Genomic DNA, 19,515 nt, shown 5'->3' on the forward strand with positions numbered 1-19,515 from the left:
CCGCCGTGTTCGACACCACCGCCTACCTCAAGGCCCTCGACTACGACGGCCCGCTCGACCCCACCGCCGACACCCTGCGCGAGCTGCACCGGCGCCACCTGATCGCGATCCCGTACGACTCCTCGCTCAACACCGCCCGCGGCGAGTCGCTGTGGGCGGGCGTGGACATCGACATCGACGCCGTGTTCGACGCCGTCGTGCTCGGCGGCCGGGGCGGCGTCTGCTACGAACTGAACGGGCTCTTCCTCGCGCTGCTGCGCGAACTCGGCTACGAGACCGGGCTGTTCTCGGCCGGGATCCGCCAGGTGGACGACAGCTTCGGGCCGGACCTGGAGCACGTCCTCGGCTTCGTCCGGCTGGACGGCGACCTCTGGCTGGTCGACGTCGGCTTCGTCGGCCCGTCCTACCTGGAGCCGCTGCGGGTGGTGCCCGAGGAGGTGCAGCCGCAGTTCGGCACCGACTTCCGCGTCGTGCGCGCGGACACCGGCCACCACGTGGTGCAGCGCCGGGGCCGGGTCGGCGACTGGCGTGCCGTCTACCGGTTCCACGCGCAGCCGCGAGCCTTCGCGGACTGGCTGGTCCCCTCGCCGGAGCTGGACCGGTTCGCCCGGGCCCTGGCCGGCTCCGGCATCGTCGTGCGCGGCCGGGCCTTCGAGGGCGGCCAGCGGATCCTGATCGGCACCCGCCTGGTCGTCGTCGAGGACGGCACCGAGCGGCTGCGCGGCCTCGCCGACCCGGAGGAGCACGCCCGGGTGCTCGCCGAGATCCTGCGGAAGGACGCGGCCACCGCATGAGCGCACCCGTCCACTCCACCACCACCGACGCGGCCACCGACGCGGCCACCGACACCGACACCGACGGCGCGGGCTACGGCCCCGACACCGACACCGACATCGCCATCGTCGGCTACGGGCCGGTCGGCCAGACCGCCGCCCTGCTGCTGGCCTCCCGGGGCCACCGGGTCACCGTCCTGGAGCGCTTCCCCCGGCCCTACCCGATGCCGAGGGCGGTCTCCTTCGACGGCGAGTCCGCCCGCATCCTCGCCGCCACCGGCGTGGGCGCGGCCCTGGAGGAGCACGTCGAGTCCTCCCGGGACTACGTCTGGCACAACGCCGACGGACAGACCCTCTTCCGGGTGGACGTCGAGGACGCCGGCCGCTCCGGCTGGCCCGACTCCAGCGCCGTCTACCAGCCGGGCCTGGAGGCCGCGCTGGCCGCCCACGGCGAGCGCTACCCCACGCTGCGCGTCCTGCGCGGTCACCGGGTGACGGCGCTCGCCGACCGCGGCGACGCGGTCACGCTCACGGTCGAAGGACCGACCACCGGCCCGTCGGGCGGCCCGCTCTCCGCCCGCTGGGTGATCGGCTGCGACGGCGCCAACAGCGTGGTGCGCGAGGAGGCCGGGCTGACCGCCACCGACTTCGCGTTCTTCAACGACTGGCTGACCTGCGACGTCGTCCCGCACGACGGCCGGGAGTTCGTCCCGAACAACCTCCAGGTCTGCGACCCGGCCCGGCCGCGCACCGCCGTCTCCGCGGGGCCGGGCCACCGGCGCTGGGAGTTCATGCGGCTCGACCACGAGTCGCCCGAGGAGTTCGGCGGCGAGGCCAACGTCTGGAAGCTGCTCTCGCTGTTCGACATCGACCCCGGCAACGCCACCCTGCTGCGGCACGCCGTCTACACCTTCCAGGCGCGCTACGCGGACCAGTGGCGGCGCGGCCGGGTGCTGATCGCCGGGGACGCCGCCCATCTGATGCCGCCGTTCGCCGGGCAGGGCATGTGCTCCGGCTTCCGGGACGCCGCGAACCTCGCCTGGAAGCTGGACCTGGTGCTCACCGGCCGGGCTACCGAAGGGCTGCTCGACAGCTACACCGCCGAGCGGCGCGAGCACGTGCGGCACGCGCTCACCATGTCGATGGACCTGGGCCGGGTCATCTGCCAGGCCGACCCGGCCGCGGCCCGCGACCGGGACACCGTCATGCTGGCCGCCCAGGAGCGCGCCCGGCGCGGCGCGGCGGTCGGCGCGGCCCGGCCGCGCACCCCGGTCCAGCCGCTCACGGCGGGCCTGCGGCACGGCGGCGGCCCGGCCGGTGACCTGGTCGTCCAGGGGCGCGTGACGGCGGCCGGCGGGTCCGCCGGGCTCTTCGACGACGTGGTGGGGCGCGGCTTCGTGCTGCTCACCACCGAGCCGCCGGAGAGTCTGCTCACCGCCGGGGACCGCGCCTGGCTGGCCGGCCTCGGCGGCCACGCGGTGCGGGTGCTCGCGGCCGGCGAGGAGGAGCCCCCGCCGGGTGCGGTGGGTGACACCGACGGGGTGTACCTGCCGTACCTGGCCGAGAGCGGGTCGGTCGCGGTGCTGGTCCGGCCCGACTTCTACGTCTACGGCGCGGCGAAGGACCGGACGGAGCTGGCCGCGCTCCTCGAGGCGCTCCGCACCGACCTCGCGGCCTGACGGCCCGCCGGCCCGCCCCGCCCCTCCCCGTCCCTGCCTTCGCACGTGCTGACGGCCCGCTCCCCTCCGCGAAGAGGGAGCGGGCCGTCGGTCCTGGTGGGCGGTCCTCAGACCGCCGCGGGTGCCCGCCGGGCGGAGTGATCCAGCAGGATCTCCGCCACGACGCGTGCCAGGTCGAGGGTCTGGCGCCCGTTCAGCCGCGGGTCGCAGCCGGTCAGGTAGCGCTCGGGGAGCTGCTCCTCGCGCAGGTCCTCCCGACCGCCGAGGCACTCGGTCACGTCGTCGCCGGTCAGTTCCAGGTGCAGGCCGCCGGGGTGGCTGCCGAGCGCCCGGTGCACGGCGAAGTAGCCGCTCACCTCGGCGGCGATCCGGTCGAAGCGGCGGGGCTTCAGCCCGCCGGCCGCCGTCTCGGTGTTGCCGTGCATCGGGTCGCAGAGCCAGACCACCGGGTGCCCCGCGTCCGCCACCGCCTCCACCAGCGGAGGCAGCACGTCGGACACCCGGTCCGCGCCCATCCGGCTGATCAGCGTCAGCCGGCCGGGGACGCGGTCCGGGTCCAGCGCCCCGGCGTAGGCGACGGCCTGCTCCGGGGTGGTGGACGGGCCCAGCTTGAGGCCCAGCGGGTTGGCGATCCGGCGGGCCAGGGCGACGTGCGCGCCGTCGAGCTCGCGGGTCCGCTCGCCGATCCACAGGAAGTGGCCGGACAGCGCGTACCCGTCGCGCACCAGCGGCACCTCGTAGTCGAGCAGCAGGGCCTCGTGACCGGCGAACAGTTCGCTGCGGGTCGTCGCGGCCACCGAGTCCAGCACGTCGAGCGCGGCCCCGGCGCCGTCGTACGCGGTGAGCATCCGCCGCGGGTCCGGGGTGCGGGCCTCGGCCGTCGCGGCGAGGCCGTTGACGATGTCGCCCCGGTAGGAGGGCAGCCCGTCCGGGCCCGTCGGACTGGAGCGAGGCTTGGCGTACTGCCCGGCGACGCGTCCGACCGGTACCACCGGCAGGCCGGAGGCGACCTCGAACAGGGTCGCGCAGTGCAGCAGGGCGTGCAGGTTGGCGCGTACGTGCTCGGGGGTGTTGCCGGCGAAGGTCTCGGCGCAGTCCCCGCCCTGGACGACCAGGGCCCGGCCGAGCGCGGCCTCGGCCAGACGCTCCCGGAGCCGGTCCACGGCGGCGGGCTCCACCAGGGGCGGCAGGGCGCCGAGTGCGGCGCGCACCTCGCGCACCCGTTCCCGGTCGGGCCACTGCGGTTGCTGGCCGGCGGTCAGGCCCGCCAGGGCCCGGGCGAGTTCGGGCTCGGTGCCGTCGTGCACCGGCGGGGTCGTGGCGGTCGGCGTGGTCATCGGAGTGGTCATCCCGTCTTCCTCAGGCCGGCCCGCAGATCGGCCGGCAGATCCTTGCGTCGGCGTACCCCGAGCTTGCGGTAGACCCGGGTGAGGTGCTGTTCCACGGTGCTCGCCGTGACGTACAGGCGTCCGGCGATCTCGCGGTTGGTGTAGCCGAGTACGGCGAGCGAGGCGACCCGGCGCTCGGACTCGGTGAGCGCGCCGGCCCCGCCCGGCTCCGGTGCCTCGTCGGCGGCCGGGCCGCTCTCGCCGAGGTCCGCCGAGACCGACAGCAGTTCCTGGGCGAGCGGTCTCAGGGCGCACATGTTCGCCATGTGCAGGGCCTGGCGCAGCAGCAGCCGGGCCCGGCGCTTGTTGCCGGTGCTCTGGTGCACCCGGCTCAGGTCGGTGAGCACCCGCACCTGCTCGTAGCGGTCGCCGGAGGCCTCGGTGAGGTCGACGGCCTCGGTGAGCAGGGGGCCGCGCCGTCCGGCCGGCCCGGCCGCGGCCAGCAGCCGCAGCGCCGGGCCGCGGTTGTGCGGCAGGTCGGCGTCGGCCCGGCTGAGCTGTTCGTGGATCAGCCGCCAGGCGCGGTCCCGGTTGTCCAGCCGCAGCCAGGCGTCGGCGGCCTGGGTGCGCCAGGGCACCACTCCCGCGCCGTCCAGGCCCCAGGTGCGCAGCAGTTCGCCGCAGGACAGGAAGTCGGCGAGTGCCGCGTGGCCGTGCCGGGTCGCCAGATAGTGCTCGCCGCGGGCGAACAGGTAGTGCAGCCCGTACAGGCTCTGGAACATCGCCTCGCCGACCGCGTGGGTGAGGTGCTTGGCCGCCGAGCGGTGCTCGCCCGTACGGCTCTCGGCGACGATCAGCGTGCCCAGCGGCAGGCCCACCGCGATGCCCCAGGCGGTGGGGCTGAGGTGGGTCAGCGCGGCCCGGCTGTGCTCGGCCGCGGTGGTCGGCTCGCCCAGCCGCAGGGCCGCCTCGGCGTGCGCCGCCGAGTACAGGGCCGTCGCGGTCGGGATCCCGCGGCGCGCGGCGGTGCCGAGCAGCCGTTGGCTCCAGACCGCCGCGGTGTCGGCGCGCCCGGCTTCGAGCAGCACCCGCAGCGCGAGCAGCGCGGCCTCCTCGGCCCACGGGGTGCGGCCGTGCAGGTGGGCGTCGTGCAGCACCTGCAGGGCGCGGTCGACGGCCTCCGCGGCCCGTCCCCGGGTGAGCGCCCCGGCGAGCGCGGCGGCGGCCCGCAGCTGCGGGTCGACGTCCGGGGCGACCGCGTGCCGCAGGTCGGCGGGCAGCGCCGGGACGCGGCGGCCCCGGGCCAGGCCGGGGTGGGTGTAGGCGAGCCAGGTCTCGACGTCGCGCAGCGCGCCGGTCCCGGCGGGGGAGGCCGGTCCGGTCCGGGCGCGCAGCAGGTCCAGTACACCCACCGCCTCCTCGCCGCGGCCGTGCCACAGCAGGTACCGGACGAGGACGAGCGCCTCGGCGAGCCCGAGGTGCCCGGCCCGGACCGCGGCGGTGAGCGGCACCAGGTGCCGGGCCGCCGCCGAGGGGTTGAGCTGCCACTCGGCCTGCGCCAGCCGGTGCCGGAGCACCGCCCGGTCGTTCTCCTCGGCGGCCTCCTTGTGGGCCAGTTGCAGGCAGGCGACGGCGGTGCGGTGGCGGTGGTCGAGCAGGGCGTGCTCGGCCGCCCCGGTCAGCGCCGCGACCGCCCAGGGCGCGGGTGCCCGCCCGGCCTCGACCAGGTGCCGGGCCACCTCGGCGGCGGGGCTGCCGCTCTCGTGGGCCAGCTGGGCGGCCCGCAGCCGCAGTTCGGTGCGCTCGTGCGGGGCGAGATCCTCCAGGACGGCGGTGCCGGCGGCCGCGGTGCGCAGCCGTCCCTCGCCGTCCAGCAGTCCGGCGGCGGTGAGCGCGGCGCGGACCCGGGCGACCGCTTCGGCGCTCTCCCGCTCGCCCAGCAGCCTGGCCACGTCCTCGGCCGGGGCCTCCTCGCCGAGCACGGCCTGGGCCTGGACGACCCGCAGCACGCCGGGGCCGGCTCGGTGGAGGCAGCTCAGCAGGGCCGGGCCGTAGCGCGGTTCGGGCTCGTCGGCGCGGTCGAGGTGCTCGTCGACGAGGGCGTGCAGCAGCAGCGGGTTGCCGCCGGCCACGTCCACCAGTCCGGGGCCGCGGTGCCGGGCGTCCTCCTCGCCCAGGCCCTCGGTGACCAGGCGCAGCGCGCCGGCCCGGGACAGCGGGGCCAGCGCGAGGCGGTGGGCGTGCGGGTGGCGCAGCAGTTCGGCGTGCAGCCGGCGCCGCGCGGGCCACGGGGTGCTGCCGTCGGTGAGGACCAGCAGGACCCGGCTCTGCGGCAGGTGGCGCACGAGGTGGCGCAGGAAGTGCAGGGACGCCTCGTCGGCGTGGCCGATGTCCTCGACGCAGAGCAGTACCGGGGTGTCGGCGGCGGCCGCGAGCAGCGCGGTGGTCAGGTCGCGGCAGGCGCGCAGCAGCGCGGGCGACGGCGGGCCGGTCGGGTCGGCGGCCGCGCCGCCGCCGTTGAGGGCGGTGCCGTTGAAGCCGGTGCTGCCGTTGAGTGCGCTGCCGTTGAAGCCGGTGCCGTTGAGCGCGGTGCCGTCGGCACTGTCGGCCGGGTCGGCGAGGAGGGCCGGGTCGGCCAGTGCGGCCAGCCGCTCGGCGTGCCCGGCGGGCCAGCCGGGGGAGTGGGCGATCCGGTCGGCGATGCCGAAGGGCAGGTCCCGCTCCTGGGCGGAACAGCTCGCGCTCACGACCAGGACTCCGCGTTCGGCGGCCCGGGCGGCGAACACCCGCAGCAGCTCGCTCTTGCCGCTGCCGAGGGGTCCGTCGACCAGTGCCACCCGGCCCGCGCGGCCGAGACAGTCGGCGAGCAGGTGGTCGAGTCTGTCGATGTGCGCGTCACGTTCCAGCAGGGAAGGCACCGGGTACCCCCGACCTCGTCTCTTGTAGGCGTCCGGCCGCCGGTCCCCGGCGGCTCCCCGGGGCGGTGGCGACGGCCGCCCGCTCCCGGTGGAACCCCATCATGGGGAAACCCCGCCCATCGCCCGGGAACTGACCGCCCATGGGCGGGCCACTGCCGCCGGGCGGTGGCGGTGCATTGCCGCGGGGATAACCGTCGGGGGGGTTGCCGGTGGTATCGCGGATCAGAATTGATGGGCAGTCAATGGAAGGCCCGGGTCGACCTGATGTACCATCGGGCACATTCGGAATGGCATCTTCTGGAATCGCAGGGAATCGAGGGGGTAGGGGTGCGATTCAACGTTCTGGGGCCGCTCGAAGTGCTCTCGGACGGCACCGACGTGCCCATTCGCGGCCTGCAGCAGAGGGCCCTGCTCGGTGTTCTCCTGCTCCGCGCGAATAGCGTGGTGAGTATCAACGAGATAGTCGCCGCACTCTGGGGCGACGACCGTCCGTCCACGGCGCGGAAAATGGTGCAGAACTCGGTGGCCGGGCTGCGCCGCGCATTCCAGGCGGTCGGGGAGCCGGCGGACAGCAAGGCCGCGCTGAATACCACTGTGCCCGGATACATGCTCAGAATCGAGCCGGAACAGCTCGATCTCACGGAATTTCATGAGCTTGTCACAATGGGCCGGGCCCGACTGGCGGCCGGCGACTGGACGCAGGCCTCGGAACTGCTGCGCCGCGCCCTCGGACTGTGGCGCGGCCCGGTGCTCGCCGACGTGAGCGACGCCGGGCTCACCTGGCCCGAGCTGGCCGCCCTCCAGGGGATCCGGCTCGCCGTCCACGAGGACTGCATCCAGGCCGAGTTGGCGATGGGGCGGGACCGCGAGCTGATCGGCGAACTGGAGTCCCTGCTGGAGGCCGAGCCGACCCGGGAACGCCTGGTCGCCCAACTGATGGTCGTCCTCTACAACTGCGGGCGCCAGTCCGAGGCACTGGACCGCTACCGGCGCACCCGGGACCTGCTCGCCGACCGCTTCGGCCTGGAGCCGGGCCGCGACCTGCGCCGCCTCCAGCGCGCGATCCTCAGCCACGACCCCGCCCTGGCGCTGCGGCTCACCGCCGCCCCTGGCGGCGCGGCGGACTTCCCGTCCCCGGCCGGACCGGGACCCGGGCCGGCCGCCCCGCAGCCGCCGCGCCCCCGGCCGGCACCCGCCGCGCCCGCGCCCGCGCACGCCGACGACCGTGCCGCCGGACGCGTCGGGACCACCGGCGCCCCGGCCGCCGAGCACGCCCTCCGCGCGTCCTGGGAACGGGTCGAGCGGCGCCCGGCGAGCGTCGTCATGGTCCGCGCCCGGTGGACGGCCGACGGCGGCGCCCTCGCCCCCGAGCGCGTCGACCACGCCATCAAGGAGCTGACCGCCGACATCCGGCGCGAGACGGCGCCCTTCGGCGGACACGTGCGCCGCGCCTTCGGCTCGGTGTGGCTGGTCGTCTTCGGCGTCCCCCGGGCCCACGAGGACGACGCCGAGCGGGCCCTGCGCGCCGCCCTCGCCCTGCGCCGCCACTTCGAGACGCCCGGACCGGCGTCCGCCGGCGCGGCCACCGCCGCCCGGCCGGTCACCCACCTCGTGGTCGGCACCGGCGAGGTGGTGGTCACCTACGACGACAGCGCGCCCGAGCCCGTGGAGGTCACCGGCCAGGTCCTGGACGCCTGCCACCACCTGCTGCTGCAGGTCCCCCGCGGGGAACTGTGGGCCGCCGACGCCACCGTCGAGGCGGGCGGCGCCGGCCTCGGCCTCGCCCCGGTCCCCGGCGTCCCCGGCGTCCACCGCCCGGCGCCCCACCGCCCGGCCGGCCGCGGGCCGTCCGGACACCCCGCCGAACCGCCGTTCCTGGAACGCACCCACGAGCTGAACCTGCTGCACGGCGCCTACCGGGACACCGTCCGCCGGCAGCTGCCGCACCTGGTCTCGGTGCTCGGCGAGCCCGGCATCGGCAAGACCCGGCTGATCGGGGAGTTCGCCGCCTCGCTGCGCGACGGCGCCGGACCGCCGACGCCCCGGGTGCTCCACGCGGGCACCCCCGCCTTCGACGCCCACACCCCCTACGAGCCACTGGCCGGCGTGGTCCGCGCCTACACGGGCATCCGCGCCGGCGCGCCGGCGGCCGTCGTCCTTCCCGCGCTGACCGCTGTCGTGCGGGGGCTCTTCCCGCACGACGCCGCCGGACCGATCGTCACCGCGCTCGCGGCCTGCCTCGGCCTGCCCGCCCCGGCCGCCTCCGCCCAGGGGCCGGACGGCGCCGTCCCGCGGGAGGAAGTCCTCGGCGCGCTGCGGCAGTTCCTGGAGGAGGCGGCCGCCGAACGCCCGCTGGTGGTCGTCCTGGACGACCTCCACCGCGCCGCCGACTTCGTCCGCTCCTTCGTCGAGGACCTCACGGCCCGGCTCGGCCCGGTCGCCCTGCTGCTGATCGCCGGCGCCCGCTCCGAACTGCTCCACAGCAGACCCTCCTGGGGGTGCGCCAAGCGCCGCTCGGTCCTGCTGCACGTGGCGCCGCTGTCCGCCGCGGCCACCGCCACCGTGGTCGGCGCCGCCGCCGGCCGCCGCCACCCGACGCCCGCCGACGACCTCCGCGCGGCCCTCGCCGACGGCAACCCGCTGTTCGCCCAGGCCTACGCGCGGGTGGCGGACGTCGGCGCCGACCCGGCCGCCGCCCACCCGCCGGCCGTCCTCGCCGTCGCCGCCGCCCAGATCGACGGCCTCGACCGCACCGCCCGCTCGGTGCTGCGCGACGCCGCCGTCGTCGGCGGCACGCTGTGGCGCGGCGCGGTCGCCGCCGTCAGCCGGCGCGACCCCGAGGAGGTCGGCCGCGGCCTGGAACTCCTGGAGTCGCGCGAACTGCTGCGCCGGGTGCGCCGCAGCGGCGTGCCCGGAGACGTCGAGTACGTCTTCCGGTACGCCGTCAGCCGCGATGTCGCGCTCGCCCAGCTGCCCGGCCGCGTCCTGGTCGAACGCCATCTGCGGGCGGCCGACTGGGCCGCCCTGCTGGACGTGCCCCGCCCCGGGCTGCTGGCCTTCCACTACGACCGCGCCATCGCGCTCGCCGACGCGGACGGAACCCCGGTGGAGGCGATGGAGCGCCGTGCCTGGGAGGCACTGGTCGGGGCGTCTGCCCGGGCCGCCGCCGCGGGCGACGACGCGCTCGCGGTCAGCTGCCTCGACCACGCCCTGGACCGCTGTCCGCCCGGGGAGCCCGAGCGGGTCTGGCTGGTCACCCACCACCGCCGCATCCTCGACAGCCTCGGCACCCGCTACCGCCGCCGCCCGGCCGTTACCGGCTGACCCCGGCGGGGACGGGCAGCGCCGGGGCGAGTTCCCGCACGCGTTCCAGCGAGCGGATCTTCTCCTCGACGTCGGTGACGTTGTTGGTCACCATCAGCTCGTCCGCGCCGGAGCGCTCCAGCAGGTCCGCCAGCGCCCGGCGGACCACCTCGGCGTCACCGACCGCCTGGGTGCTGAGCAGCGCGTCGGCGGCGGCCCGCTCGGCCTCCGTCCACGGGTACGCCGCCGCCTCCTCGACGGTGGGCAGCGGCGCGATCGGCGAGGCGCCGTTCAGCCGCAGCACCGGGAACAGCGCCGGCGCCGCCAACCGGCGCGCCTGCTCCGAGGTCTCCCCGCACACCGTGTAGGCGGTGACGATGGTGTGCGGCCGCTCGGCCCGGGCCGAGGGCCGGAAGCTCTCCCGGTACGCCCGCAGCGCCTCCTCGGTGCCGCGGGAGTTGAAGAAGTGGTGCGCGAACGCGTACGGCAGCCCGCGCCGGCCCGCGTCCACGGCGCTGCGCACACTGGCGCCCAGCAGCCACGGCCGGGGCGGCTGCGGCGGCTCCGGCAGGGCCTCCAGCCGCTGGTAGACGTGCCCGTCCGGGAAGCCGCCGTCGACGAAGGCGAGCAGTTCCTCCAGCGCCGCCGGGAAGTCCTCGTCGGGCGCCCGGCGCAGCGCGTGGGAGAGCACCGGGTCCGCGCCCGAGCGGCCGATGCCCAGGTCCACCCGGCCGGGGAACAGCGCGGCCAGCGTCCGGAAGGACTCCGCGACGGCGTACGGCGGGTGGTTCGGCAGGATCACCCCGCCCGCGCCGATCCGGATCCGGGTGGTCCGCTCGCCGAGCGCGGCCAGCAGGACCGCCGGGACGGAGCCGGCGATCCCGCGCGAGTTGTGGTGCTCGGCCACCCAGAACCGGGTGAAGCCCAGCTCGTCGGCGGCCGCGACCAGCCGACGGGTGCCGACCAGGGTGTCGGCGGGGCGGCCGGCGGAGTCGACGGACGATATGTCGAGGACGGACAGCGGGACGGTCGGGGAACTGCTGCTCATTGCGGGGGTGCTCCTTACTCGGGGTGTCACGCGTACCAGGTGGGGCGGGGGACTTCGCCGTGCAGGAGGTGGCGCCCGACCACCCGGGCGCGCCCCGGGTCGTCCTCGTGCACCCGCCGCGCCCTGGTGTCCCGCCAGTAGCGGTCCAGCCCGGCCGCGGCCTCGGCGCCGCCGGGGCCGGCCGCCCCGAGCGCGCCGACGGTGACCGCGTCGGCGGCCGCGCCGGCCTGCGCGGCCAGCGCCGCGACCCGGACGGCGTGCCGGCCGCGCTCCTCCTCGGTCACCGTGCGGCGCCGGGCGTGCAGGGCGTCCGCCTCGGCGCCGACGGCGTCGGCGAACGCCTCCACCGCCCACAGCGAGGAGGCCAGGGCGCCGTGGTGCCGGGCCGCGTCCGCGGCGGCGGCCTCGGTCAGCGGCGCCTGCGACCACTGCTCGCGGGCACGGGCGGCGGCGGCCTCCAGCGCGCCCCGGGCCGCGCCGATCAGCGCGTTGGCCTGGGCGAGCTGGAAGGCCGGGGTGAGGAAGGTGTTGTAGACCCGGGGCACGAAGGTCTTGTCGACGTGGCCGAGCGCCCCGGTCCACGGGATGTTCGCGCCGTCGGCGACCACGGTCCCGGCCGCCAGCGACCGCAGCCCGATCTCCTCGGCGCCGGGCTCGAAGGACAGCCCCACGTGCTCGCTCATCGCGAGCGCGCTGATCGGGGTGTCACCGTCCTCCAGGAAGCCCTCCAGGATGGTGATGTCCGACACCGGGTGGCCCAGGGCGCGCTCCAGCCGACCGTGGAACAGCATCTCCAGGCCGGTGTCCTGGATCACCAGGGGCGCCGAGCGGGGCTTGGAGGACCCGCTGAAGAACCACCGGGCCCGGGCCGACACCTCGCCGATGTGCTGGATCTTCTCCTCGGTGCCGATGAACTCGGCGATCGACACCCACACGTAGTGGTGGGCCAGCAGTTCGCCGACCGAGGCGTCGGCCGCCGCGACGGTGCGCACCACCCGGAACGCGGTGGACCAGTTCTGGCCGCCCCCGCCGTGCTCGACCGGCCCCAGCAGGGTCACCAGGCCGGTGTCCTTCAGCAGCTGGATCTCCCGCACCGGCGGGGTGCCCTCGCGGTCGCGCCGGGCGGCGCCGGGTGCGAGCCGCGCCGCGACCTCCTCGGCCCGCCGCAGCCACAGCTCGGCGGCCTCGGGGGCGGCGTCCGTCGTCGTGTCAGTCATGTCTCCCACTTCGGTACGTGCTCGCCGTCCTGCCCGGCGGCGTGTTCGGTGTCCTGTTCCGGGGCGTCGCGGCCGGTGACGTCCGCGACGTGCGCCCCGCCCGGGCCTTCCGTACTGCCCGTGCTTGCCGTACTGCCCGCGCCTTCCGTACTGCCCGCGCCTTCCGTACTGCCCGCGCCTTCCGTGCCGGGCAGCCGCAGGACGGCGTCCAGCAGGGCCCGGGTGTACGGGTGGGCGGGGGCCTCGAAGATCCGCTCGGTCCCGCCCTCCTCGACCACCGACCCGCCGCGCATGATCAGCACCCGGTCGGCGACCTGCCGCACCACGGCCAGGTCGTGGGTGATGAACAGCAGGGCGATGCCCCGCTCGCGCCGCAGCCGGTCCAGCAGCTGCAGCACCTGCGCCTGGACCGACACGTCCAGCGCCGACACCGGCTCGTCGCAGACCAGCACCTGCGGACCGCACGCCAACGCCCGGGCGATGGCCACCCGTTGGCGCTGACCGCCGGACAGCTGGTGCGGCCGCCGGGAGAGCAGTTCGGCCGGCAGGCCGACCTGGTCGAGGAGTTCCGCGCACCGCCGGGCCCGCTCGGCGCGCCGCAGTCCGGGCAGCGCCTCGCCGATGATCCGCGCCACGGTGAACCGGGGGTCCGCCGAGGCGTACGGGTCCTGCTGGACGAACTGGATCGCCGAGCGCCCGGCCCGGCGCCGCCGCTCCGGCAGCGCCGACCAGGGCCGCCCGTGCAGCAGCACCTCCCCGGCGTCGGGACGGGACAGACCCATCGCGACCCGCGCCAGCGTGGTCTTGCCCGAGCCGGACTCGCCGACCACGCCCAGCGCCTCGCCCGCCCGCAGGGTGAACCCGACCTCGTCGAGGGCCCTCGGCCCGCCCGGGGCGAAGGACTTGACCAGCCCGCGCCCGGTCAGCACCGGGGCCGCCTCTTCCGCGTCCGGTGCCCCGGCGTCCGCTGCCTCCGCGTCCGCTGCCTCCGCTGCCCCGGGCGGGGCCTGGGCGGGACGGGCCCGCGGGCGGCCCGAGGGCACCGCGTCCAGCAGCATCCGGGTGTACGGGTGCTCCGGGGCGGACAGCACCCGGCCGGCCGGCCCGCTCTCCACCACCTCGCCCCGCCGCAGCACCAGCACCCGGTCCGCCAACTGCGCCACCACCGCCAGGTCGTGACTGACCAGCAGCAGTCCCCGGCCCTCGTCCTTGAGTCGGCCGAGCAGTGCCAGGATCTGCGCCTGGACGATCGCGTCCAGCGCGGTGGTCGGCTCGTCGGCGATCAGCAGCGGGGCGTCGGCGGCCAGCGCCGAGGCGATCAGCGCGCGCTGGCGCAGCCCGCCGGAGAGCTGGTGCGGGTACTGGGTGCGGCGGGCCTCCGGCTCCGGCACGCCCACCGCCGTGAGCAGTTCCACCACCCGGGCCTCGCTGTCCGGGCCGGCGGTGCCGCCGAGGCGGGCCGCCTCGGCGATCTCGGCGCCGACGGTGCGCAGCGGGTCCAGCGCGGTCAGGGCGTCCTGGAACACCATGGCGACCCGCCGGCCGCGCACCGCCCGCCACTGCCGTTCGCCGAAGCCCGCGGTGTCCGCCCCGGCCACCTCCAGGGTCCGGGCGGAGACCCGGGCCCTGGCGCCCGCCAGCCCGATCAGGGAACGGGCGGTGACGGACTTGCCCGAGCCGGACTCGCCGACCAGCGCCACACACTCACCGGCGCCGACGGCCAGCGACACCCCGTCCACGGCGGGCCGCGGCGCGCCGGGGAACGACACCCGCAGCCCCTCCACCCGCACGAGCGGCACCGACGGGCCGGTGTGCCCGGCCGCCGCCTTCGCCGCGGTCGCTTCCGTTGTCGTCGTCGTCATCGCACCGCCCTCGACTGCAGCGAACGGCCGATCAGCGTGGTGCAGACCACCACGACCGAGACGGCCAGGCCCGGCGAGATCGAGATCCACCAGGCCGTCTGGAGAAAGTCCTTGCCGTCGGCGACCATCGAGCCCCAGTCCGCGTCCGGCGGGACCGGACCCAGGCCGAGCACACTGAGCCCGGAGCCCGAGATGATGGCCGAGCCCAGCCCGATCGAGGCCAGCACCACCAGCGGGCCGCCGACGTTCGGCAGCACGTGCCGCAGCACCGACCGCCAGGCCGGCACCCCCAGCACCCGCGCCGCCTCCACGTACTCCGAGCGCAGCACCAGCCGTGCCTGGCCGCGCACCAGTCGGGCGTAGTGGGGCACCCCGGCGACGCCGATGGCGATCGCCACGTTGACCGTGCCGCCGCCCAGCAGCGCCACCACCACCAGCGCGAGCAGCAGTTCGGGGAAGCCCAGCAGCACGTCCACCACCCGCATCAGGGCGAAGTCCACCTGCCGTCCGCCGCAGCCGGCGACCAGACCGAGCAGCGCGCCGCCGCCCACCCCGATCACCGTCGCGCCGACCGCGATCAGCAGCGACAGCCGGGTGCCGTGCACGAGCCGCGACCAGACGTCCCGGCCGAGCTGGTCGGTGCCGAGCCAGTGCTCGGCACCGGGCGGGCGCAGTGCCGCCGCGACGTCCGTCGCCTCGGGGGCGTGGGTGGCGAACACCCCGGGGAAGACCAGCACGAGCGCCACCGCGGCCAGCAGGACCAGCGGTGCCAGCCGGGCCGGCGAGCGCAGCAGCGCGCCCCGGCGGGCGCCGGCCGCGGCCGGCCGGTCGAGGAGGGCGGTCACGGTGCTCATGCCGGACCTCCCTCGCGCAGCCGGGGGTCGATCAGCGGGTGGAGCACGTCCACCAGGGTGTTGATGACCACGAACGCCGCGCTGGAGATGACCACAAGAGCGCTGACCACCGGCAGGTCGCGCGAGCCGACCGCGTTGGCCAGCACCCGGCCCAGGCCCGGCCGGGTGAAGATGTTCTCCACCAGCACCGCGCCGCCGAACAGGCTGCCCAGCACGAACCCGGACAGCGTGGTCAGGGGCAGCAGCGCGTGCCGCAGGGTGTGCCGCAGCAGTACCGCCGTCGCGCCCAGGCCGCGCGAGCGCGCGGTCAGCACGAACGGGCGGCCGTCGGTGGTCTCCAGCTCCTGGCGGATCACCTGGGCGAGCACTCCGGCCAGCGGCAGTGCCAGCGCCAGCGTCGGCAGTACCAGCGCGGCCGGCCCGTCCGCCCCGATCGAGGGCAGCGCGTGCAGCCGGTAGGAGAACACCGTCAGCAGGATGATGCCCAGCCAGAACGACGGCATCGACACCATCAGCAGTTCGGCCAGACCGGCGGCACCGCGCACCGTCCGGCCCCGGCCGACCGTCAGGGCGGCCGCCAGCACCGCCAGCACCAGCGCGGTGACCAGCGCGGACACCGCCAGCTCGACGGTCGGACCGAGCTGGCTGCCGAGCAGCCGCTCGATCGGCTCGTTGAGCTGGTACGACCAGCCGAGGCCGCCGCTTGCCAACTGGGCGAGCTGGCGGCCGTACTGGAGGAGCAGCGGGTCGTCCAGGCCGTTCTCGGCGATCACCTGGCCGCGCAGGGCCGGGGTTGCCGCGGCGCCCGGCCCGATCAGTCCGTCCACGATGTCGCCGGGGGCGAGGTGGAGGGCGAAGAACGTCACCGTGAGCGTCCCCCACACCACCACCAGCCCCGCCGCGAGCCGCCGGGCGACGAACCTGGCCCAGGGCGGCACGTGCCGTCGCGGCGCGAGCCGGGCGCGGTCGGACACCTCAGGCCACCCCGATGCCGTAGAAGTCGGTGTTGGCGTCGACGTCCAGGAGCAACCCGTTCACCTTGCCGTGCCGGGCGACGTCCATGGTGGCGATGTAGGCCGGGAAGGAGTACGCCTGATCGACGATCTTCCGCTGGACCTTGCGGTACAGCTCGGCGCGCTGCGCGGCGTCCACGGTCGCCTCGGCCTGGTCCAGCCAGCCGTCGATCTCGGCGTCCTTGACCCGGCTGCCGTTCGCCCCGCCGCCCCCGAACTGGGACTTGGAGTGGTAGAGGTTGCCCAGCAGGCTCGGGTCGGAGCCCTGCCAGGCGAAGGCGAACACGTCGTAGTCGCCCTTGCCGGTGCGCCCGATGGAGCCGGCGGAGTCCAGCGGCACCAGCTTCAGCTCGATGCCGACCTGCTTCAGCGCGTCCTGCACGCCCACGTCGAAGGTGTGGTTCTGGGCCGAGACGAAGGTCTGCACGTACGGCTGCTCGGCGGTGAGGCGCTTGCCGTCCTTGGTGCGGTAGCCCTCTCCGTCCCGCCCGGTCCAGCCGGCCTCGTCCAGCAGCTTCTCCGCCTTCTCCTTGCTGTACTCCCAGGCCGGCTTGGCGAACGACGGCTCGGCGCCGGGGGTGGAGGGCGCCAGCGGCCCCCAGGCCTGCTCGTACTCGCCCTGGAAGATGCCCTTGACGATCCCGGCGAAGTCGATGGCGTGCCGGACGGCCTGCCGGGCGCGCGGGTCGTCGAAGGGCGCGCGGGCGGTGTTGAGGTAGTAGGTGTAGGGGACGCCGGGGACCGCCTTGCGGACCACCTGGACGCCGTTCTGGCCGCGCAGTCCGGCCAGCCGGTTGGCGGGTATCAGCTCGGCGGCGTCGACCTGACCGGAGGTCAGGGCGCCGACCCGGGAGGCGTCCTCCTTCAGCAGCAGCACGACGATGCTCTCCAGCTTCGCCTGCCCCTGGTGGGTGGCGGTCGGCGGGGCCCAGTTGTAGTCGGACCGGCGCTTGAACACCGCCTGCTGGCCGGGCGTCACCGACTCGAAGGTGAACGGGCCGGTGCCGACGACGAACGCGCCGCCGGAGGAGAGGTCGCCCGCGTGGTCGCGCAGTGCGACGGGGGAGTGGAAGCCGAGGAAGGTGCTCCCCACCGAGCCGAGGAAGGAGGAGTGCGGGGCGGTCAGGTGCACGGCCACCGTGCGCGGGTCGACCACCTCGGTCTCCTTGTAGGGGCCGAGCAGGCCGGCCGCCCGCTTGGACGCCGTCTTCGCCGCCGTGACGTGGTCGAAGTTCGCCTTCACGGCCGCCGCGTCGAACGGGGTGCCGTCGCTGAAGGTCACGCCGGCGCGCAGGGTGAAGGTGTAGGTGAGACCGTCGGGCGAGACCGTCCACGAATCGGCCAGCCACGGCTTGACGGTCCCGTCCGCCGCGACCGCGACCAGCGACTCCAGCACCGGGCGCAGCAGCCGCCCGGTGACGGCGGTGGACGCGGCGTGCGGGTCCCAGCTGTCGGGTTCGACGGCGGCGCCGTAGCGCAGGGTGCCGCCGCCGCTCTTCGCGGAGGGCGGGGCGGAGGAGTCGGAGCAGGCCGTGAGGACGGCGGGGCCGATGACGGCGGCGGCGGTCAGGGTGACCGGGAAGCGGAGGAAACGGCGTCTGGTGTACATGGATTCTTTCTCGATCCTGCGCGAGAGGGGGGAACGGTGGACGGCGCAGGGCCCGCCCACCCCGCGGGGGAGGCGCTGACGGCCCCGGCCACGGACGATGCGACGAGTCTGCTGGCTCCGTCCGGATCCGAACCCCCTGACCGTCCCCCTATGCGGGCCCTCTTCCGGGGCCCGCGGGTTTGGCGGCGGGATGCTCGCGGGTGTGCTCGGTCGACGGGCTCCGACGTGGTGCGGTGCGGCCCCGGCGGCGCTGCGCGCCGTCAGGGTGGTGCGGCCGTTCCGGGGAGCCTTCCGGAACGGCCGCACGGGGACCGTCAGATCTGCGGCACGGGGGAATCCGCAGATTCGAGGTCCGGCTCGGGGATGCTCTCGGCAGCGGCCGCGGGGCTGCGCAGGAAGAACGCGGCCACCAGGACGCCGACCCCCACGAACACGGCGCTGAGCCCGTAGGAGAGGTGGAAGCCGCCGGTGAGCGCCTCGACCTTGCTGTCGCCCTCGCCGAGCAGCGTCGCGGTGCGGGAGGCGGCGACCGTGGCGAGCACGGCGGTGCCGATCGAGGCGCCGACCTGCTGGGTGGTGTTGACCAGGCCGGAGGCGATGCCGGCGTCGTTGGGCGAGGTGACCGACATGGCCTGGCCGATCAGCGCCGGCATGGCCGCGCCGAAGCCGAGGCCGAGCAGCACGAACGGCGGCACGATGTCGACGAGGAAGCTGCCGTCGCTCGGCACCCGGGCCAGCAGCGCGAGCGCCGCGGCCACCAGCAGCAGGCCGACGACCAGCACCCGGCGGGGCCCGAACCGCTGGTTCAGCTTGACCGCGAAGCCCAGCGAGACGATCGCGATGGTGACCGGCGCGGGCAGGAAGGCGAGCCCGGTCTTCAAGGCGTCGTAGCCCAGGACGTTCTGGAAGTACAGCGCGGTGCAGAACTGGTAGCCGAACAGGCCGGCGACCATCAGGACCATGATGCCGTTGGCGCCGGAGACCGCCCGGGAGCGGAAGATGTGCAGCGGCAGCAGAGGCTTGGCCGCGTACGCCTGGCGGACCACGAAACCGGCCAGCAGCGCCAGCGAGCCGGCCAGCAGGCCCAGCGTGCGGCCGTCGCCCCAGGTGTACTCCTCGGCCTTGATGATCGTGTAGACCAGCAGCATCAGACCGCCGGTGGCGAGCACCGAGCCGACCAGGTCGGCGCCCTCGCGCAGCCCCGCTCCCTTCCCGCCGGGCACCACGCTCTGCGTCAGCACGAGCGCCACCAGGCCGATCGGCACGTTGACGTAGAACACCCACGGCCAGCTGAAGCTCTGGGTCAGCACGCCGCCCAGGATCAGGCCCAGCGAGGCGCCGGCCGCGGAGACGAAGGCGTACGCCGCCAGTGCCTTGCCGCGCTCGCCGGCGTCGGGGAACAGGGTGATGATCATGCCCAGGACGACGGCCGAGGCGAGTGCCCCGCCGACCCCCTGGACGAACCGGAACACCACCAGTGCCGTCGAGGAGGAGGACAGGCCGCAGGCCAGCGAGGCGACCGTGAACAGGCCCAGACCCGCGCTGAAGACGCGGCGGCCTCCGAGCAGGTCGCCCAGTCGGCCGGAGAGCAGCAGCAGCCCGGCGAACGCGATGAGGTAGGCGTTGACGACCCAGGCCAGGCCGGACTGGGTGAAGCCGAGGTCGGTCTGGATGGTCGGCAGGGCGACGGTCACGATCGAACCGTCGAGGATGATCATCAGGTTGCCGGTGCAGAGGACCCCCAGTGCCAACCAGCGTGACCTGGAAGGCTGGAGGGACGGCGGGGCTTGCGTGGTCATCGGAGGAGTCCTTCGGGGGAATGGCCGGGGAGGGGCGCCCGGTGGCGCCCGCGCTCCCTGAGGGCACTTCTTGTTACAGCGACCATCCTGTGTGACCATCAAGTCCCACCGT

The 19,515-nt window shown here is 75.6% G+C and carries 13 protein-coding genes; 3 read left to right on the forward strand and 10 right to left on the reverse strand.

Annotated elements, in window-relative coordinates; genetic code table 11:
• Nucleotides 1-5 precede the first annotated feature (5 nt).
• Nucleotides 6-794, forward strand: a complete 789-nt coding sequence (locus IF01_RS0136595; protein ID WP_030397950.1) for an arylamine N-acetyltransferase family protein — start codon at nt 6-8, stop codon at nt 792-794.
• Complete coding sequence (gene mhpA, locus IF01_RS0136600) at nt 791-2,452, forward strand: bifunctional 3-(3-hydroxy-phenyl)propionate/3-hydroxycinnamic acid hydroxylase MhpA (RefSeq protein WP_078880633.1); 1,662 nt, start codon at nt 791-793, stop codon at nt 2,450-2,452. Before IF01_RS0136595 ends, mhpA begins: the two co-directional genes overlap by 4 nt.
• A 107-nt stretch (nt 2,453-2,559) precedes the next feature.
• Here mhpA and IF01_RS0136605 read toward each other — a convergent pair whose 3' ends face one another.
• The 3 genes from IF01_RS0136605 to IF01_RS49120 form a co-directional block, all read right to left on the reverse strand.
• On the reverse strand, nt 2,560-3,801 hold the full coding sequence (locus tag IF01_RS0136605; protein ID WP_063764396.1) for a 3-deoxy-7-phosphoheptulonate synthase: 1,242 nt from the start codon (nt 3,799-3,801) through the stop codon (nt 2,560-2,562).
• Nucleotides 3,798-6,698, reverse strand: a complete 2,901-nt coding sequence (locus IF01_RS0136610) for a helix-turn-helix transcriptional regulator (RefSeq protein ID WP_051756912.1) — start codon at nt 6,696-6,698, stop codon at nt 3,798-3,800. The genes IF01_RS0136605 and IF01_RS0136610 overlap by 4 nt, the downstream gene beginning before the upstream one ends.
• Before the next feature lie 222 nt (nt 6,699-6,920).
• Nucleotides 6,921-7,349, reverse strand: coding sequence for a hypothetical protein (locus IF01_RS49120; protein ID WP_167349797.1), 429 nt, complete (start codon nt 7,347-7,349; stop codon nt 6,921-6,923).
• Between the two features lie 12 nt (nt 7,350-7,361).
• Between IF01_RS49120 and IF01_RS42865 the strand changes: the two genes are divergently transcribed.
• On the forward strand, nt 7,362-10,022 hold the full coding sequence (locus IF01_RS42865) for a BTAD domain-containing putative transcriptional regulator (RefSeq protein WP_037782557.1): 2,661 nt from the start codon (nt 7,362-7,364) through the stop codon (nt 10,020-10,022).
• Here IF01_RS42865 and IF01_RS0136620 read toward each other — a convergent pair.
• From IF01_RS0136620 to IF01_RS0136650, 7 genes are all read right to left on the reverse strand, one after another.
• The gene (locus tag IF01_RS0136620; RefSeq protein WP_030397955.1) at nt 10,012-11,049 is read right to left on the reverse strand and encodes an LLM class flavin-dependent oxidoreductase; all 1,038 of its coding nucleotides are present in this window, start codon (nt 11,047-11,049) and stop codon (nt 10,012-10,014) included. The two genes, IF01_RS42865 and IF01_RS0136620, sit on opposite strands and share 11 nt — an antisense overlap.
• 26 nt (nt 11,050-11,075) lie before the next feature.
• Nucleotides 11,076-12,266 (reverse strand): acyl-CoA dehydrogenase family protein, encoded by a 1,191-nt coding sequence (locus tag IF01_RS0136625; protein ID WP_030397956.1) that lies wholly within the window; start codon nt 12,264-12,266, stop codon nt 11,076-11,078.
• Nucleotides 12,263-14,128 carry a dipeptide ABC transporter ATP-binding protein gene (locus IF01_RS0136630; protein ID WP_063764397.1) on the reverse strand — a complete coding sequence of 622 codons (1,866 nt, stop codon included), beginning with the start codon at nt 14,126-14,128 and terminating at the stop codon, nt 12,263-12,265. The genes IF01_RS0136625 and IF01_RS0136630 overlap by 4 nt, the downstream gene beginning before the upstream one ends.
• Nucleotides 14,125-14,982: an ABC transporter permease gene (locus IF01_RS0136635; protein ID WP_030397958.1), complete on the reverse strand. Its 858-nt coding sequence runs from the start codon at nt 14,980-14,982 to the stop codon at nt 14,125-14,127. The genes IF01_RS0136630 and IF01_RS0136635 overlap by 4 nt, the downstream gene beginning before the upstream one ends.
• Nucleotides 14,979-15,956, reverse strand: coding sequence for an ABC transporter permease (locus IF01_RS0136640; RefSeq protein WP_233290283.1), 978 nt, complete (start codon nt 15,954-15,956; stop codon nt 14,979-14,981). The genes IF01_RS0136635 and IF01_RS0136640 overlap by 4 nt, the downstream gene beginning before the upstream one ends.
• Before the next feature lies 1 nt (nt 15,957).
• Nucleotides 15,958-17,604, reverse strand: coding sequence for an ABC transporter substrate-binding protein (locus IF01_RS0136645; RefSeq protein WP_030397960.1), 1,647 nt, complete (start codon nt 17,602-17,604; stop codon nt 15,958-15,960).
• A 314-nt stretch (nt 17,605-17,918) separates the two neighbouring features.
• A complete protein-coding gene (locus tag IF01_RS0136650; protein WP_244215740.1) occupies nt 17,919-19,355 on the reverse strand; it encodes an MFS transporter in 1,437 nt (478 codons plus the stop codon).
• Between the last annotated feature and the right edge of the window lie 160 nt (nt 19,356-19,515).

Source organism: Kitasatospora purpeofusca (assembly GCF_000718025.1).
In the GTDB taxonomy this organism is placed as follows: Bacteria; Actinomycetota; Actinomycetes; order Streptomycetales; family Streptomycetaceae; genus Kitasatospora; species Kitasatospora purpeofusca.

What these genes read in the sequence shown, in the direction of transcription:
- IF01_RS0136625 (WP_030397956.1), bottom strand. Translation starts at nt 12,266, where the DNA reads ATGACTGACACGACGACGGACGCCGCCCCCGAGGCCGCCGAGCTGTGG.
- mhpA (WP_078880633.1), top strand. Translation starts at nt 791, where the DNA reads ATGAGCGCACCCGTCCACTCCACCACCACCGACGCGGCCACCGACGCG.
- IF01_RS49120 (WP_167349797.1), bottom strand. Translation starts at nt 7,349, where the DNA reads ATGAAATTCCGTGAGATCGAGCTGTTCCGGCTCGATTCTGAGCATGTA.
- IF01_RS0136605 (WP_063764396.1), bottom strand. Translation starts at nt 3,801, where the DNA reads ATGACCACTCCGATGACCACGCCGACCGCCACGACCCCGCCGGTGCAC.
- IF01_RS0136630 (WP_063764397.1), bottom strand. Translation starts at nt 14,128, where the DNA reads ATGACGACGACGACAACGGAAGCGACCGCGGCGAAGGCGGCGGCCGGG.
- IF01_RS0136645 (WP_030397960.1), bottom strand. Translation starts at nt 17,604, where the DNA reads ATGTACACCAGACGCCGTTTCCTCCGCTTCCCGGTCACCCTGACCGCC.
- IF01_RS0136620 (WP_030397955.1), bottom strand. Translation starts at nt 11,049, where the DNA reads ATGAGCAGCAGTTCCCCGACCGTCCCGCTGTCCGTCCTCGACATATCG.
- IF01_RS0136635 (WP_030397958.1), bottom strand. Translation starts at nt 14,982, where the DNA reads ATGAGCACCGTGACCGCCCTCCTCGACCGGCCGGCCGCGGCCGGCGCC.
- IF01_RS42865 (WP_037782557.1), top strand. Translation starts at nt 7,362, where the DNA reads ATGGGCCGGGCCCGACTGGCGGCCGGCGACTGGACGCAGGCCTCGGAA.